Origin of the sequence: Salinivibrio sp. PR6, from assembly GCF_001995955.1 — a bacterium.
GTDB lineage: Bacteria > Pseudomonadota > Gammaproteobacteria > Enterobacterales > Vibrionaceae > Salinivibrio > Salinivibrio siamensis.
On the sequence record NZ_MUFA01000017.1, the window covers coordinates 1 to 17,322 of the forward strand.

Genomic DNA, 17,322 nt, shown 5'->3' on the forward strand with positions numbered 1-17,322 from the left:
ATGTTATTCTCTATAATTTCTTCAGTAATGTTATTCTCTATAATTTCTTCAGTATTAACTTTAATATTTGTATAAGCAACAGCGCCAGCCATGATCATTGATATCAACGCAAAAAAAATCATCACCGCAGGTAATTTCTTTTTAATCGAAACATTTTCCATCATAAGTTTAGTCTCTTGATCAATGAGTTATGTGTTTTCTGGTTTCATAGAATGTAGATTTTTTTAACTCCTTGATTTAAGAATCGCTTTTTTCGCAAACGTTATTAATTCTCTCACAATAATAGCCACTTTAAATTTCCCGCAATATCTATACATGACCGCGCTCCAAAGTGGATAATATAATGTAGGCGTTGTTGATAAAATTATCCACCTAACGCACTGATCCCATTAGGATTAATTCCATTAATCAACTCGGTAACTAACAGGCATACCGAGTCTTATGACTTTGTTCATCGCTTTCACGTTGGCCAATGCTTCGCCAACTTGTGCATTGTAATCACGCAGTGTCAGTTGTGGACTGAGTAATTTTTTGTATCGATACATCCCAGTTTCTGACAGAGAGCGTTGGTGGTAATTTTCTTCTCGTTTCAAGTCTTCCAAATTATTCGACTTTAAGGCGCTAACGGCTGCATTGCGAGGGTGGCCGTCCTCCCAGTACCCCGCATTATTGTGCGGTGGAATGGTCGGTTTGATGCCTTTTCTCCTGAGCACTTGATGACATGCCTTGGTATCATAAGCGCCGTCAGCACTGACCACTTCATGTGTACTGTCATCAATCGCGAGATGCAGCTTGCGCCAAACACGGCGTTTTTCCTGGCCATGTTTGCGCATTTTCCACTCCCCTTCGCCGAACACTTTTAAACCGGTGGCATCAATGACGACGTGAGCAACGGGCCCACGACTGGGTAATCGATAGTGAACCTCAACGATCTTTGCTCGTTTGCTGATACAACTATATGACGGCGACTTCAGCGGCACATCCATCAGGCCAAATATCGAGTCGAGAAAGCCTTGCTGGGCGCGAAGAGGGAGCTTGAAAATACCTTTAACCATCAGCGCTGTTTCAATGGCACCATCGGTAAACGTAAAGCCTCTACCTCGTTTGCCATGGTGTTCTTTGCAGTGCCAAGTCTGGATAGCGGCGTCATCAACCCAAAAGGTAATCGAACGCGAAGAGGGAGCTTGAAAATACCTTTAACCATCAGCGCTGTTTCAATGGCACCATCGGTAAACGTAAAGCCTCTACCTCGTTTGCCATGGTGTTCTTTGCAGTGCCAAGTCTGGATAGCGGCGTCATCAACCCAAAAGGTAATCGAACCACGGTTAATCAATGCTTGTTTGTATTGCTTCCAATTGCTGATTTTGTACTTGGCTTTGCTCATCATCTGTGACCTGTTTTGAAGCTTTGATGATCTGATCGCGGCTCGGATGATAAGTTCAATGATTTAGGAAACAACGCTGATCCAGTCACCTAATCTTCCCTTTTTATCAAGGAGTATATATCATGTTCATAATACTTGCTTAAACAATACGGCGTTGTTGATCAGATTATTCACTTAATGCACTGATCCCATAGGGATTTCTACCATCAATCAACTCGGTAACTAATAGACATACCAAGCCTTATGACTTTGTTTATCGCTTTCACGTTGGCCAATACTTCTCCAACTTGGGCAGGCGTTGTTGATCAAATCATTCACCTAACGCACTGATCCCAATGGGAATTTCTCCCATCAATCAACTCGATAGCTAACAGGCATACCGAGTCTTATGACTTTGTTCATCACTTTCACGTTGGCTAATGCTTCGCCAACTTGTGCATCGTAATTGGGCTGGGTTAGTTTAGGGATGGTTAACGTTTTGTATCGAGACATGCCGGTTTCTGACAGAGAGCGTTGGTGATAGCCTTCTTCTCGTTTCCAGTCTTCCAAATTGCCCGATTTCAAGTCGTTGACGGCTGCATTGCGAGGATGGTCGTCCTCCCAATAGCCCGCATTGCTGCGCGGTAGAATGGTCGGCTTAATGCCTTTTCTCCTGAGCACTTGATGGCACGCCTTGGTATCATAAGCGCCGTCAGTCAGCACTGTCTTGGGCAATTTTTCTGCGTAACGGGTTGAACAGCGTTGGTAGGGCTTCATTGTCGCCAGCAGACGCTAAGCTAACGACGGCAGAAATCACTTCATGTGTACTGTCGTCAATCGCAAGGTGCAGCTTGCGCCAAACACGGCGTTTTTCCTGGCCATGTTTGCGCATTTTCCACTCCCCTTCGCCGAACACTTTTAAACCGGTGGCATCAATGACGACGTGAGCAACGGGCCCACGACTGGGTAATCGATAGTGAACTTCCACTGTCTTTGCCCGTTTGCTAATACAGCTGTATGACGATGACTTTAGCGGCACATCCATCAGGCCAAATATCGAGTCGAGAAAGCCTTGCTGGGCGCGAAGAGGGAGCTTGAAAATACCTTTAACCATCAGCGCTGTTTCAATGGCACCATCGGTAAACGTAAAGCCTCTACCTCGTTTGCCATGGTGTTCTTTGCAGTGCCAAGTCTGGATAGCGGCGTCATCAACCCAAAAGGTAATCGAACCACGGTTAATCAATGCTTGTTTGTATTGCTTCCAATTGCTCTGTGACCTGTTTTGAAGCTTTGATGATCTGATCGCGGCTCGGATGATAAGTTCACTGATTTAGGNGCGAAGAGGGAGCTTGAAAATACCTTTAACCATCAGCGCTGTTTCAATGGCTTTAACCATCAGCGCTGTTTCAATGGCACCATCGGTAAACGTAAAGCCTCTACCTCGTTTGCCATGGTGTTCTTTGCAGTGCCAAGTCTGGATAGCGGCGTCATCAACCCAAAAGGTAATCGAACCACGGTTAATCAATGCTTGTTTGTATTGCTTCCAATTGCTGATTTTGTATTTGGCTTTGCTCATCATCTGTGACCTGTTTTGAGGTTTTGATGATCTGATCGCGGCTCGAATGATAAGTTCAATGATTTAGGAAACAACGCCCAAAAACGCCGATTACAATTTTAATTTGATCAGTACGTTAGCTGAATGATTTGATCAACAACGGCTATGGGTATGGCGAAAATGGATGACATTAACTACTTTTAGTAAACAACGCTTATAAAAAGGAAGTGTCATCAAAATGAGAGATAAATTATTGATCAAATTTATTTTTCCTATCTTTCTACTTGGTACCCCTATTATGGTTACGGCCGAGACCCTTACGATAGCCTACGGTAAAAGTAAACCACCTTTCGTTACAAAAAGCTGTGATGATGGTATAGAGGTTGACCTAGCTCGCGAAGCCTTCCAACGCGCAAATTATAAGATCGAGGAGTTTTGTATGGTAAATAGGCGGATGATTTATTCTTATGTAAACGGTACTATAGATGCAGGTGTCAGTGTCCCTAATGATGAAAAGGGGATGTTTTACACTGAAGTGTTTAGTAGCTTTGAAAACCTTGTAGTTACTCGAACAAGTGACTATATCATTATTGATTCAATTGCCGACCTCGGTCATATCTCGTCAGTAGCTTGGAATAACGCCCAAGCTGTCCTAGGTGACGAATTTGCCGAGGTAGTTCGCAATAACCCAAAATATCGAGAGCATGTTAGCCAGATTGCTCAAGTAAAAATGTTCTTGTCCGGTCGAGTAGACGCCATAATTATTGATAAGAATATTTTCCTATGGCTGACCAATAAGCTGATTGAAAGTGGAGAGCTTAGTAATATAAACACGACATTTACCTATCATCGAATATTCTCGGAAACTGTGAATTACTATATTGGTTTCAGTAATGAAAAGCATGCAAAAAAGATAAATGATGCACTACAGTCGATGCGCAGAGACGGGACTTACCAAGAAATTATCGATAGTTATATACCCAATTAGCTTTCAGTTCCACTGCTGAAAGCAGGGCAAGCGCATGAGTGTTTATTTTTCAACCATCGCCGGCACGCGGATTCAACCGCGAAGTGCACACTCTCATCTGCAGCCTGACATAACTTGTTAAAGATAACGCTAGGCTGCCTAAAACCAAGGCATTTTCTTGGTCGAGAATTCAAACGTGCCACAGCTTGCATCACCTCTTCTTCAGTGATTTCACGAAGGTTAGTGCCCTTGGGAATATACTGCCTGAGCAGCCCGTTAGTGTTTTCGTTTAAACCTCGCTCCCGGGGCGAATAAGGGTGAGCAAAGTAAATTTCTGTCTCTAATGCCTCGGCTATTGCCTTGTGTCCGACAAATTCTGAACCATTATCTGCTGTGATTGAGTGCTCATGCGCGGCGTACGGTCGAAGTAGCTCAATGGTGGCATCACAGACGACATCAGCGTTTTTGCTGCTCCCCTTTTTTGCCAAGTAAAAGCGACTGGTTCGTTCAGCAATAGTGACAAGCGCGCCTGTGCCGTGTTTCCCCAAAACAGTATCGATTTCCCAGTCACCAAAACGCTCGCGAGTATCAACAATGGCTGGCCGCTCATCGATAGAGACGGGGTCTAGTATCACACAGCGCTTGCTTGTTTTGCCCTTACGATAGCGTTTGTGCTCTTGGCGCAATGATTTATATAATTTGCCGCCAGCCGCTTTATCCGTTGCCACATATTGGTAAATCCATTCATGGCTGACAGGCATGCCCAACCTCGTGCTCACATGGCTAATCTGCTCTGGGCTCCAATCAACGTTTAGGCAGAGGTTAACAAAGCCGATTGTCATAGAAGGGATGCGCCTTTTGGCGGCATGGATACGTCGACTTGTCGCTAGCTGTTGAGCTTGAGCGGGCTCGTAACGGCCGTCTGGTAATCGGTTCCTACTTAGCTCTCTCGATATTGTTGATTTTGACTTACAAAGGGTTTCGGCAATGACTGTTTGTGAACAGCCACGGTCCAAAAGGACAGAAATCTGGTATCGTTGTCCTTCGGTCAACTGCTGGTAGCTCATGGTAATCACGTTTTGATTTTGGCGATGAGAAGCGTACCACTATCAACAGTTGACTTCCTCTCGCCAGTTTAACCATGAGTGTTGCACTTATTATCTGAATTCAGGGCTGTCCAAATTTCGGGCTCCACTTCATGTTGTCTCAATATTGAGTCGAACAGTATTTGAACATCTCTGGTATCCTGAATACATAAAACCATTCCGCTGAGATCATGCTAGGCTTAGCGTTAAACTATTTTCCTTTTTGTACAAGTTAAAGAGTCCGAACTATGAAATCTATCTCGCTTACTCGCAACGTAAATGTCGAAAATGTCCAAGGAAATGGCGAGCTGCTCGTAAATGGCGCACCAATGACAGTGACCGAAGGCATGTCCTTTCCGCCAGGTACCGAGCTGACCCTGCCTGATAGCAGTGAGGCTGTCGTTGTACTCAGCGACGGAACGTTATTAGCGATTGATCCTGAAGGAGGCCAGCCAGGTGCACTGTTAGATGGGTTGCCGCAAGATGTTCAAGATGAAATAGCCGAGATTCAGCAACAAATCCTTGATGATGAAAGCGAGATCACCATCGACGATGACCAAGCGACGGCCGCTGGTGGCGACGATACAGCGGGCAGTGGTTCATGGAGTTATGTCAATGTTGCGCGTGATGGAAGCGAGACCATTGCTGGAGCGGGATTTGATAGTGAGTCGATTGCCAACAACGTAGGCGCGATTGGTAGCGAGGCAGAAGGAGAAGTGAGGGGGGGGACTAACACCACTGCACCCAGCACACCAGATTTATCAGCCCCAGGCGAAGGTGGCGATAGCAGCAACAGCATCGCGTTCGACGATGCCGATGGCCTGATCAACGAGAGCGAACAAACCTCCGTGACCTTCAGCGGCACGGTGGAAGACGGTGCGACGATAGACAGCATCGTGATCAGCGACGGCGACGCCAACACGGCCGACATCACCGTGGATGCGAACGACATCAGCGTGGATGGCAGCAACAGCATCGCGTTCGACGATGCCGATGGCCTGATCAACGAGAGCGAACAAACCTCCGTGACCTTCAGCGGCACGGTGGAAGACGGTGCGACGATAGACAGCATCGTGATCAGCGACGGCGACGCCAACACGGCCGACATCACCGTGGATGCGAACGACATCAGCGTGGATGGTGATGGCAACGTGACCGTCATAGGCCAAGACGTGAGCAGCCTGGCCGATGGCGAGCTGACGGTGACAGTGACGGTGACCGATGAAGCCGGAAACCAGGGCAGCKTGGATGACACCGCGACGCTGGATACGGTGGCCCCAGGCGAAGGTGGCGATAGCAGCAACAGCATCGCGTTCGACGATGCCGATGGCCTGATCAACGAGAGCGAACAAACCTCCGTGACCTTCAGCGGCACGGTGGAAGACGGTGCGACGATAGACAGCATCGTGATCAGCGACGGCGACGCCAACACGGCCGACATCACCGTGGATGCGAACGACATCAGCGTGGATGGCAGCAACAGCATCGCGTTCGACGATGCCGATGGCCTGATCAACGAGAGCGAACAAACCTCCGTGACCTTCAGCGGCACGGTGGAAGACGGTGCGACGATAGACAGCATCGTGATCAGCGACGGCGACGCCAACACGGCCGACATCACCGTGGATGCGAACGACATCAGCGTGGATGGTGATGGCAACGTGACCGTCACAGGCCAAGACGTGAGCAGCCTGGCCGATGGCGAGCTGACGGTGACCATGACGGTGACTGATGAAGCCGGAAATCAGGGCAGCGTGGATGACACCGCGACGTTGGATGCGGGCAATGGCAATGACCTACCGACTATCGACTTGAATGCGGTCGGCGATGGCAACCTCAGCGCGAGCGAAGCGGATGCGGTGACGTTGGACGGTACCACTGACCACGTCGAAGCCGGTCAGACAGTGACCTTGACCGTGACCGACAGCCAAGGCAACACCGCCGAGTTCGAGGCGACCGTTGAAGGGGACGGTACGTTCAGCACCACGGAAGATCTCAGCGAAGCGGGTCTGGTAGATGGCGACATCACCGTGAAAGCGGAGGTGACAGATACCGCGGGCAACCCAGCGAGCGACGAAGAAACCGCGACGTTGGATACTGTGGCCCCAGGCGAAGGTAGTGATAGTAGCAACAGCATCCAATTCAACGATGGTGGTGATGGCTTTATTAATAAGGCTGAACATACCGACGTAACGTTGAGCGGAACTGTGGAAGACGGGGGAACGATTGAAAGTATTATCATTACCGATAGCCAAGGTGGCAGTGTCATCGTGGCTGATAGCGACATTAGTGTAGATGCGAATGGCAACGTTATGGTCAGTGGACAAGATTTAAGTAGAACTTGTTTACAAGATGGTGAATTGACTGTGACTATGACGGTGACCGATGACGCAGGTAACCAGGGTAGCGTAGATGACACCTCTACGCTGGATACCGTAGCTCCGGGCGAAGGGGGTGATGGTGGTTGTAGTTGGATAGCGTTTGATGATGTCGATAGCCTAATAAACGCGAGTGAACAACGTGATGTGACTTTCACAGGTGCCGTAGAAGACGGGATAACAGTTGAAAGTATTATCATTACCGATAGCCAAGGAGGTAGTGTCACTGTGGTGGACAGCGACATTAGTGTAGATGCGAATGGCAACGTTATGGTCAGTGGACAAGATGTCAGTGGTCTGGCCGAGGGCGAGTTGACCGTGACCATGACTGTGAGTGATGGTTATGGAAACAATGATCGAGAGGAGGATACCGCGATATTAGATACAGTAGCCCCAGGTGAAGGTGGCGATAGCAGCAACAGCATCGCGTTTGACGATGCCGATGACCTGATCAACGAGAGCGAACAAACCTCCGTGACGTTCAGCGGCACGGTGGAAGCTGACGCGACCATCAACAGCATCGTGATCACCGACGGCCAGGGTGGCAGCGTCACCGTGGGCGAGAACAACATCAGCGTGGATGGTGAAGGCAACGTGACCGTCACAGGCCAAGATCTGAGCGAGCTGGCCGATGGCGATTTGACGGTGACCATGACGGTGACCGATGAAGCCGGAAACCAGGGCAGCGTGGATGACACCGCGACGCTGGATACATACGCGGATGCCGGCACAGTGAGCGTGAACAACATTACCAGCGATGACGTGATCAACGCGCAAGAAGCGGGTGCAACCATCACGGTCACCGGCAGCGCGAGCGGCGGCGACATCGCCCAAGGGGATACCGTTGCGATGATCATCAACGGTGAAGACTACACCACCACCGTGGATGAAAACGGCGAGTGGAGCGTGGACGTGGCCGGCAGCGACCTTGAGGCGGACACCGAGTTCGACGTGGTGGTGAGTTCGACAGATGCAGCGGGCAACACCGTTGACAGCACCGCTACCTCCACACATACAGTTGAGGCTAACGACCCAACTATAAATCTTTACCCTATTAACAATACTAATCCAGGTGATATAAAGGCTGATTCAGTGCGTCTGATGGGCTCAACCACTAACGTGGAGCCTGGTAGTTGGGTGGACTTTGAAATCACCGATAGTGTTGGGAAGTCTAAAACATTCTTGGCCAAAGTAGATGACAACGGTGTTTTCGTTGCTAAAGTGGACTTGAGCGATTTTAATGATGGAGAGTTCACTGCTATTGCTAAAGTTCGAGGCACTACAGCTAGTGATACTGAGAAAGCGATTCTCGATAGTGGCGCCGACATTCCGACCATCGATCTTGTCTCTATTGGGGATGGTGAAATCAACGGTGATGAAGCGGATTCGGTGAGGTTGTCCGGCACAACTAATAACGTTGAAGAGGCGCAATTAGTTTTCTTGACGGTGACTGACACTCAAGGAAACAATACACAATTTGCGACCATTGTGATGAAGGATGGTACGTTTAGCGTTGATGTGAATTTGGCTGACTCAGGTTTGGTTGATGGCGAAATCACCGTGAAAGCGGACGTAGAAGATAAGAGCGGTAAGTCTGCTAGTGATGAAGAATCTGCAATGTTATCTATTGGGGTGTCCGATGGGTTATCAATAGACGTTTCTTTGTCTGAACTACCTAATGATTATCATCCTGCTGACTTGTTACTAAACAGTAATGTGGCGAGTGACTTTGACCAAATAGAGAGGGTTACTAATAATGGTTCACCCAATAGATCCACAGGTGAGGGGAATGATCTCATTATTGATGAGTCTGTGACAGGCTCATATACATGGCAAGGGAATGGCGGTGATGACGTCTTTATCTCACGAAATGATGAGTCTTCTGCAATCAGGGTATACATGGGTGGTAGTGGAGAAGACACTATTTATTTACCTGGCGACCGAAGCGAGTATAAGTTAGGCCTTCTCAATAATAGCGAGTGGGTTCGGTTTATTGGATTAAATGATTCGAGTTACCATGATGTAAATAGTGTTGAGAGCATTTACTTCGCAGATGGAAAGTATGAGATTAGTAATGGTCAACTCAATAAAGTAGCAGATCTGGTTCAGCTTAACGTGGATGTAGATTTAAATGATGACGACGGTTCTGAGCAGATAGTATCGGTGATTATTTCTGGTATGCCTGAAGGAGGCAGTGTCCCAGTCGGGGAACAACTAGCATCCGGTGATTGGGAAGTACCCTTGGATGCGCTGCAACCACAGCAGAGTAGTGATGATAGCTTCTCTGTGGTTGTTGAGCTTCCTGAAGGTGGGGCTTCAGATATTTCAGTTACAGTTGGAGCTCAAGAAGTTGATAGTGACGGTAACGCTGTCGATGAACCGAAATATGCATCAGGAGAGCCCGGTTCAACTGTTATATCGTCATCTAACCCGAACCAGGATAATTCATTGGAAGGCCGAGATGGTGACGATGTCGTGCTCGGTGATAAAGGTGGTGTAGACAATAGCTTCACGCCTGGTACGAATTACAACATAGCATTAATTGTTGATTCATCCGGAAGCATGCAAGACCCGTTGGAGAAAGGAAGTATCACATCAAAAATCGATGTGCTAAAAGCGTCATTAAAATCGATGCTGAAAGATATATCGGGCCACTCTGGTAATATTAATCTCGCGTTGGTCGATTTTAATAAATACGCAGAGGTAGAAATTGATGTAGATGACTTTACTGGGCTTACAGACCAGGAATTTAATGCGCGTATACTAAACGCAATTGACGGAATACAGTCAAATGAGGGTACTAACTACGAGGCTGCGTTTACTACAACAACCGAATGGTTTAATAATCAGTCAGGAGTAAATACGAAAAACTTAACGTTCTTCTTAACTGATGGTCGACCCACCTACTCAACAAGCAGCGGCTTACAATCAGGAGATGTAACTGAGGGCGTTGAGGTGGCTGACGCAATCAATGCTTATAAGCAACTAGAAAAACAATCTGAGGTTCGAGCTATAGGCATCGGCGATGACATAGCTACAGAGATATTGATGAACTTCGATAGTAGTTCTACACAGCCACAAACGGTGTTTAATTTTGAAAATGGGAACATCAATGGGCTTGATTTTAGTAGCCATAAGGACACCATAGACGCTGGAAATGGAGTGCTTAGCTTGACTGATTATCAGCATCTTGATATTAAGCATCCTTTTTGGATTAGTGATACCTTTAGTTTTGATGTTGGCGGGAAACTATCTTTCAACGCTGAGATACCTAAATACGGGGAACTTCGTTGGTGGGTATACACAGAGAGCGGCGTTCTTGTGCGCGAGGGACTCATTGAGTCCGATGGTTCTATGGAGGCATATCTAGCTGAAGGTCGTTACCAGTTACGAATTGAGTACCAAGGTGAGTTGTATCTTGAATCAACAGCGAATATAAATGATCTCAATTACACACCAGCTGATAACGTTGAGGTAGTTTATACTGCAGATGACTTAAAAGCTGCGCTTGAAGGAGGTGAGACGGTTATAGCGCCGCTAGAGGTAGGTGATGATGAGCTTAAAGGCGGCGCTGGTGATGATATATTATTTGGTGATGCGATTAACACCGATAATCTCCCTTGGGCTGAAAACGGTCTGACGCGGCCAGAATCGTTACCAGAAGGCTCTGGCGTAGACGCGCTAACTACATTCTTAGAGATGAAGAATGGAGCGGCACCCTCGGATTTAGAGCTGTATCAGTACATTAAAGATAACCACGCGTTATTTAATGTCGATGGTGATATCCGAGGTGGCGACGATATCTTAGAGGGTGGAGAGGGTAATGATATTCTCTACGGCCAAGGCGGTGATGACACACTCATTGGTGGGCGAGGTGAAGACACATTAATCGGTGGTACTGGTAGCGATAAATTCCAGTGGTCTCTGGAGGATATGCCATCTTCTACCGACGTTGATGGGTCAGAAACCGATGTTATCATTGATTTTGATAATCAAGGAGATACCCAAGATACCCTTGAGTTTGTCGGTGACTTAACGCAGCTTGTCAAAGAAGGTCAGGTATCGATTTCATGGCAAACCACAGACAGTGGTGAGGCAGAGGGCACGCTCACTATCGGTATTGATGCCGATGGTGATAGTGATAAGGATCAGCAGATTGATGTTGAAGGTCTGAATGTCGTCACTAGCGGTAGTCAGGAAGAAGTGGTTATTAATACTTTAATAAATGGAGAGAAAGGAGAACTTAGGTTGACGAAAGGCAGTGAAAATGCAGAGCTGTCGATAGGAGAAAATTCAGTTTTAGATATTAAAGTTGATAACTCTGACTGGTAAGGCGGTCTCTCAGGTAGCGGCACAGCGCCGCTACCTGTTTTTATAAACAAAAAGAGAGAGATGTGTGTCTAACAAATTAGATGATAGTCAATCATTGCAGTGGCAAATCTCAGCAGGAGAACAATTCGTTGACGATCCCTTGTTGGATTGCTTGGTATTGCTTACTGAACACTATGGTACACCCTGTTCGGGCGACGCGTTAGTCGCGGGCTTGCCGATGACTAATGCGTTACTCACTCCGGATATGTTTCCGCAAGCGGCGGGCCGAGCGGGTCTTGCCGCCCGTTTGTCACGCCGTAACCTGGATAACTTGGGGCCGTTATTACTCCCTTGCGTGTTACTGTTAGCGAACCAAAAAGCCTGTGTGCTGCGTGAGATTGATAATGAGGCAGGTACTGCCCTGATTCAGTTACCAGAAAATGGTGGCGAACAAACCATGCAGCTTGAAGCCCTTGAGGCGATGTATGTGGGTTACTGCTTTTTGATCAAGCGGCAATATCGCGGCGATCAATCGGTCGACTTGCACCTTCACGACAATAAAATCCACTGGTTTTGGCAAACGGTCAAAGACGCAGCACCTATCTATCGCGATGCGTTATTAGCCTCTGTGCTAGTGAACCTATTCGCGCTGGTCTCGCCGTTGTTCGTGATGAACGTCTACGACAAAGTCGTCCCTAATTTGGCGTTTGAGTCCTTGTGGGTGTTAGCCAGTGGCGCGACGCTTGCTTATTGTTTTGACTTTTTAATGCGCAAGCTTCGTTCATATATGATTGATATGGCGGGTAAGAAGGTCGACATTATCGTCTCCTCTCGCCTGTTCGCGCGGCTGATGGGCACACCGCTTGTCAATCGAGGAAGTAGTGTCGGTGCAACCGCAAAGCAGTTGGGTGAATTCGACTCAGTGCGCGATATGCTGACGTCAGCTACTATCACGACCTTGGTGGACCTCCCGTTTGCCGTCTTTTTTGTTGCCATTATCTATTTGGTGGCCGGGGATCTTGCGATCGTCCCTGTCGTGGCGGGTCTATTAATCTTAGGGTATACCGTCTCGGTGCAGCCTAAACTACGTGCGGCCATTGAAGAGAGTAACAAGTACGCGTCCGAGCGCCATGGCCATTTGATCGAAAGTCTCTCGGCACTAGAGGGCGTTAAAGCCAGTGGTGCGGAAGGGATTGTGCAGCGTAGTTGGCAACAAATGACCGCGCATACAGCCAATTGGAACTTTAAAGTCAAACAAATCACCAATAATGTCTCTTACATTGCTACCTTTATCACCCAAATGATGGCAATTGCGGTGGTGATCCTGGGGGTATACCGGGTGGCGGACGGGGATATCTCCATGGGCGGGATCATCGCTGCAGTGATGCTTTCCAGCCGGGCGGTGTCACCGATGGCGCAAATGGCCAGCTTGCTCAATCGTTGGAATCAAACCAGTACGTCACTGCGGCAGCTAAATGCGATGATGGAGCAAGAGGACGAATTTGCTGACAAAGGACACTTGGTCAGTCGCAAGCGCTTAAAAGGCGAGCTCAGTGCGGATAATCTGGCTTTTAACTATCCAGAGACAGAAAAGCCTGCCCTATATCCGCTTAACTTTCGGATTCAACCGGGAGAGGTGATTGCCATCTTGGGGAAGAATGGCTCAGGAAAAACAACCTTACTGAAGCTGTTAGCGGGGCTTTTTCAACCTAACCAAGGTAGCTTACGGTTTGATGGTGTGGATAGTCGCCAAATACACCCTTCAGACCTTCGTCGCAACGTGGGCTATTTGGCGCAGGATGTGACGCTGTTCCACGGCACTATTCGCGAAAACATCATGTTTGGAACACGCCAAGTGACCGAACACCAACTGATGCGTGCGGTTCAGCTGTCAGGCGTGAGTTTGTTCACTGCGCAAGATCATGAAGGCTTAGACAAACAAGTCGGGGAGCGCGGTGAAAGACTGTCTCGTGGCCAACGGCAAGCGGTTTCTTTGGCGCGAGCATTACTTAACGAACCCCCCATGCTCGTCATGGATGAGCCGACGGCCAGCCTAGATGCACATGCCGAAAACCAGTTTATTAAAGCGATGGAAGTCGCTGCGAAGTCGCGCACCTTGGTCATGGTGACACACAATATGACCCTCCTTAACATGGCGCAGCGTGTGATTGTGATGGATAAAGGTCGAATTGTAATGGATGGCCCGCGCGATAAGGTATTGAGCAAGCTCAATAAAGGGAGTGTGTAATGGGCAAAATGGTTAAAAAAACGAGTCAACCCACCGATCTCGACATGGTTGATGACGTTTATGGCGCCATGATGACAGACACGCCGTTCAAGTACAGAGCCGTCGTTTGGGTGGCTTTGCTCCTTATCGTCAGTTTTATTGTTTGGGCCGCTTTTGCTGAGCTTGATCGTGTGACGCGCGGCAATGGCAAGGTTATTCCGCCGTCTCATGTTCAGCTTATTCAGAGCCTAGATGGTGGCATCTTACAAGCCATGTATGTGGATGAAGGTCAACTGGTTGAAAAAGGGATGCCTTTAGCGCGTATTGATGACACACGCTTTCGCTCTGACCTTGCTCAACAAGAGCAAGAGGTCGATAGCCTGCGCGCGTCGGTGACGCGGATGTACCATGAGCTTGATAGTGTCACGCTACAACCGGCCAGTCAGCCGTGGCAACAACAAATCGATATCACCATGCGGCCTATGACGTTTCCTAATGAATTAACCAGCAGAAAACCGAATTTGGTTGCACGACAAAAATCGGAATACCGCAGTCGACTTGAGAGTCTCAGTAACCAATTAGAAATCCAAGCTCGTCAAGTTGTACAAAAAAAACAAGAGCTGGAAGAGGTTGCCTCTAAAATAAAAACCTTGAGCAACTCGATGTCAATTATGCAGCGTGAGATCAATATCACACGTCCTTTAGTGGAAAAGAAGATTGTCTCAGAAGTGGAACTTCTCAAACTAGAAAGACAGATCAATGATATGGACGGTGAGCTGACCAACTTAAAGCTTTCGCGGCCAAAGGTAAAAGCCTCATTGAATGAAGCGATATTAAAACGCCGAGAAGCGGCTTTGCAATTTATCAGTGAAACACGGGCTAAACTGAGTGAAACAGAAGCACGTTTATCACGATTAACAGAAGCGAAAGTAGGCGCTCAAGACAAGGTGAATAAAGCGGTTATCACCTCTCCGGTTGATGGCACGGTGAAAACAATACATATTAATACCCTCGGTGGGGTTGTGGATCCGGGCGAAGATGTGATTGAAATTGTGCCAGCAGAAGATCAGCTGCTCGTCGAAGTGAAAATTTTGCCAAAAGATATCGCCTTTCTTCATCCTGGCCTGCCAGCGGTGGTGAAATTAACCGCCTATGACTTTACTCGTTACGGCGGCCTGGACGGCACCGTCGAGCACATCAGTGCGGATACCACACAGGATGAAGAAGGGAATAGCTTTTATTTAGTACGGATAAGAACGGAATCATCACACTTAACCAGGGAAGATGGTACGCCTATGCCGATTATACCTGGCATGCTGGCGTCAGTAGACATAATTACAGGTAAACGCACTGTGCTAGATTATATTCTTAATCCTATATTACGTGCTAAAGAAAATGCACTACGTGAGCGCTAGAATAGCCACAACATAACTCAAGGAGAAACAAGATGCCTATTTCGCATCTAAGACATAAATATCGGATGGTAACATTTTCGGTTGTCGTGAGCTTGGCCTCTCCGGTCGCCATTTCGCAAACCTTAGAGCAGGCGGTGGCGAGCTCTTTAGATTCTCATCCGCAAATTCGCGAAGCCTTTGCGCGCTACAAGGCGCGTGAGCAATCTATTGAGCAGGCGAAAGCTGGATACTACCCGACGCTTGAAGCCACTGCCGGCATTGGGCGAGAATGGACGGATACACCTGGAACACGTCGCGGTACTGACGGCGACGTTGAGCTGACGCGCCGTGAGCTGGGCGTGTCGTTGCGTCAGGTACTTTTTGATGGCTTTCGCACACAAAATGAGGTCTCTCGAACTGAGAATGAAGCCACTGCTGAACAGTGGGCACTGATAGCGACCGCTGAAGACAAGGCGTTAGAGGTGGCAAAAGTATACCTAGATGTGCTTGTCGCCGATGAGGTGGTCACACTGGCGGAGAAAAACTTGGAGAACCACCAAGATATTTACGATGCCATTAAAGAGAGTAACGAAGATGGATTTGCTAAAGCCAGTGATTTATCGCAGGTCACAGGGCGTTTAGCGCGAGCTAACGCTAATTTAATGTCTGCACGTAATAATTTAGCGGACGCGCGCAGTGCGTTCACTAAAATGGTGGGTGTAGCCCCTGAAGATCTTCACCTACCGAGACCAGATGAATCCATGTTGCCTTCGTCATTAGATGCGTTGTTAGCGCGCGCACTGGAGGCACACCCAAGGCTACGCTCGGCACAAGCGGATATTGCGGCGGCGAATGCGGCTCGTGACGGCTCGCGAGCGGCTTACTTGCCTGAGTTCAATTTAGAAGTAGACGCTAACTGGAACGATAATGTGGGGGGAGAAGACGGTGCCGGCCCGCCAGATGTTGGCGGAGAGAACAACAATATCCAGGCAATGGTGCGTATGCGTTACAACTTGTTCAACGGTGGCGCTGACCGAGCGCGTGAACGACAAACGGCCTATCAAACCATTGAGGCGCGTGAAATCAATGAAATGGCGCATCGTGAGGTGATTGAAGGCGCGAAGCTGGCTTGGAATGCCCGCACCTATCTTGAGCAGCAACGCGATTTTATGCGTCAACATGTCGAGGCGGCGACGGACACCCGCAATGCTTATCGGGAGGAGTTTCGTCTGAATTCGCGTACTTTGCTGGATGTACTTGACTCGCAAAATGAGCTGTTTGAAACACGCCGCGAGTACCTGAGCAAAGAAGCGGACGAACGTTATGCGCAGTATCGTATTTTGAACGCAACAGGGCAGCTTTTAGCCTCCTTACGGGTCGATGTGCCTGCAAGTTGGGATACAGAGTCTTTCAAGGATCAGGAGCGAGAACAATGAAACAGCTAGGCATCGTTTTAATTACTGGGCTATTGCTTGGCGGCTGTGCCCCGCAAACTGTTGAACCCATGGAAGAAACTGTGACGCAAACTCGTGATTTAACGGATAGCGATAAAGACGGCGTGATTGCCGCTCGCGATCAATGTGGTGACAGTGTTGAACAAGCCAAGGTGAACAATGAGGGTTGCCCAAGTCAGCGAATCGAGCAGGAGTCGTTTGAACTCAACGTTCAGTTTGCGACTGCGTCTGCTCAAGTTCGCGAAGATCAGTATGCAGATATTCGCCGTCTTGCTGACTTTATGCGTCGCTATCCCCAAGCAACCGTGACGATAGAGGGTCATGCGAGCAAGGTGGGCAATGCGTCTTACAATATGCAGCTGTCTCAACGCCGAGCGGAAGCCATTGCCAATGTGTTAGTGACACAGTTCTATATTGATAAAAACCGCGTAGATGCGCAGGGATTTGGGGAAACCCAACCGCTGATTGATGACGAGAGTGACCGAGCGAATGAACAAAATCGCCGTGTGATAGCGTCTGTGTCAGGCGAACATGGGGTAACAGAGAAACGATGGACTATATATTCGTCAGAAGAGCAATAGTTCAGCG

At 48.2% G+C, this 17,322-nt stretch carries 6 protein-coding genes and 5 pseudogenes; 6 read left to right on the forward strand and 5 right to left on the reverse strand.

Features of this window, described 5'->3' with window-relative positions:
* Positions 1 to 404: 404 nt before the first annotated feature.
* From BZG72_RS12775 to BZG72_RS12790, 4 pseudogenes are all read right to left on the reverse strand, one after another.
* Positions 405 to 1,193, reverse strand: a pseudogene (locus BZG72_RS12775) (IS5 family transposase); the annotation flags it as partial.
* Positions 1,172 to 1,384: pseudogene (locus BZG72_RS16465) on the reverse strand (transposase); the annotation flags it as partial. The pseudogenes BZG72_RS16465 and BZG72_RS12775, both read right to left, overlap by 22 nt.
* Positions 1,385 to 1,735: 351 nt before the next feature.
* Positions 1,736 to 2,666 (reverse strand): annotated as a pseudogene (locus BZG72_RS12785) (IS5 family transposase).
* Between the two features lie 33 nt (positions 2,667 to 2,699).
* Positions 2,700 to 2,939 (reverse strand): annotated as a pseudogene (locus tag BZG72_RS12790) (transposase); the annotation flags it as partial.
* A gap of 217 nt (positions 2,940 to 3,156) precedes the next feature.
* Here BZG72_RS12790 and BZG72_RS12795 point away from each other — a divergent pair.
* Entirely contained in the window at positions 3,157 to 3,906 is a 750-nt protein-coding gene (locus tag BZG72_RS12795; RefSeq protein ID WP_077666954.1) for a substrate-binding periplasmic protein, read from the forward strand.
* A 98-nt stretch (positions 3,907 to 4,004) separates the two neighbouring features.
* Here the strand turns inward: BZG72_RS12795 and BZG72_RS12800 are convergent.
* Positions 4,005 to 4,952, reverse strand: a pseudogene (locus tag BZG72_RS12800) (IS30 family transposase); the annotation flags it as partial.
* Between the two features lie 266 nt (positions 4,953 to 5,218).
* Here BZG72_RS12800 and BZG72_RS12805 point away from each other — a divergent pair.
* From BZG72_RS12805 to BZG72_RS12825, 5 genes are all read left to right on the forward strand, one after another.
* A complete protein-coding gene (locus BZG72_RS12805; RefSeq protein WP_077666955.1) occupies positions 5,219 to 11,680 on the forward strand; it encodes an Ig-like domain-containing protein in 6,462 nt (2,153 codons plus the stop codon).
* A gap of 64 nt (positions 11,681 to 11,744) precedes the next feature.
* On the forward strand, positions 11,745 to 13,907 hold the full coding sequence (locus BZG72_RS12810) for a type I secretion system permease/ATPase (RefSeq protein WP_077666956.1): 2,163 nt from the start codon (positions 11,745 to 11,747) through the stop codon (positions 13,905 to 13,907).
* The gene (locus BZG72_RS12815) at positions 13,907 to 15,301 is read left to right on the forward strand and encodes an HlyD family type I secretion periplasmic adaptor subunit (protein WP_241832552.1); all 1,395 of its coding nucleotides are present in this window, start codon (positions 13,907 to 13,909) and stop codon (positions 15,299 to 15,301) included. The genes BZG72_RS12810 and BZG72_RS12815 overlap by 1 nt, the downstream gene beginning before the upstream one ends.
* Positions 15,302 to 15,333: 32 nt before the next feature.
* A complete protein-coding gene (locus BZG72_RS12820; protein ID WP_077666957.1) occupies positions 15,334 to 16,716 on the forward strand; it encodes a TolC family outer membrane protein in 1,383 nt (460 codons plus the stop codon).
* Positions 16,713 to 17,315: an OmpA family protein gene (locus BZG72_RS12825; RefSeq protein ID WP_077666958.1), complete on the forward strand. Its 603-nt coding sequence runs from the start codon at positions 16,713 to 16,715 to the stop codon at positions 17,313 to 17,315. The genes BZG72_RS12820 and BZG72_RS12825 overlap by 4 nt, the downstream gene beginning before the upstream one ends.
* The last annotated feature ends 7 nt before the right edge of the window (positions 17,316 to 17,322 follow it).

What these genes read in the sequence shown, in the direction of transcription:
- BZG72_RS12825 (WP_077666958.1), top strand. Translation starts at nt 16,713, where the DNA reads ATGAAACAGCTAGGCATCGTTTTAATTACTGGGCTATTGCTTGGCGGC.
- BZG72_RS12820 (WP_077666957.1), top strand. Translation starts at nt 15,334, where the DNA reads ATGCCTATTTCGCATCTAAGACATAAATATCGGATGGTAACATTTTCG.
- BZG72_RS12795 (WP_077666954.1), top strand. Translation starts at nt 3,157, where the DNA reads ATGAGAGATAAATTATTGATCAAATTTATTTTTCCTATCTTTCTACTT.
- BZG72_RS12815 (WP_241832552.1), top strand. Translation starts at nt 13,907, where the DNA reads ATGGGCAAAATGGTTAAAAAAACGAGTCAACCCACCGATCTCGACATG.